We start from the raw sequence: 312 nt of genomic DNA, 5'->3' as shown, positions 1-312 counted from the left end.
CAAATATGATCATGCGACTAATTCGTGCTCTGTTAATGTCTCGTTTCCGAGCGTGTAACTAGAGCCTAAGTCGGTCAGTTCCGACTTCTTATAGCGATCTGTCCGCGCTTGCAAGATTTCACGCACCTTTTTATAAGGAGTGAAAAGACTTATCTCAGTGTCTTCATTTCTTGCAAGCACGTTTCTCGCAGCATTGTAGTCAGCCTGCACAACATCCCCGTTTGAACGATGAAATTTATCATTTTTTCGCGTGCCGACAAGCAGCCCGTGGCAGAATGAGTCCATTTGCGATGTGTATGCAGCATTAACCAC

1 protein-coding gene is annotated in these 312 nt (G+C 45.2%); it reads right to left on the bottom strand.

The window, feature by feature from the left end; genetic code table 11:
* Window positions 1-9: 9 nt before the first annotated feature.
* A partial coding sequence (locus tag AB4585_RS25855; protein WP_372171632.1) for a hypothetical protein occupies window positions 10-312 on the bottom strand: 303 nt, incomplete at its 5' end.

Origin of the sequence: Vibrio sp. 10N.222.49.C9 (assembly GCF_041474985.1) — a bacterium.
In the GTDB taxonomy this organism is placed as follows: domain Bacteria; phylum Pseudomonadota; class Gammaproteobacteria; order Enterobacterales; family Vibrionaceae; genus Vibrio; species Vibrio crassostreae_C.
Note: the sequence above shows the minus strand (reverse complement) of the source record. Positions and strands in the feature narration are given on the sequence as shown.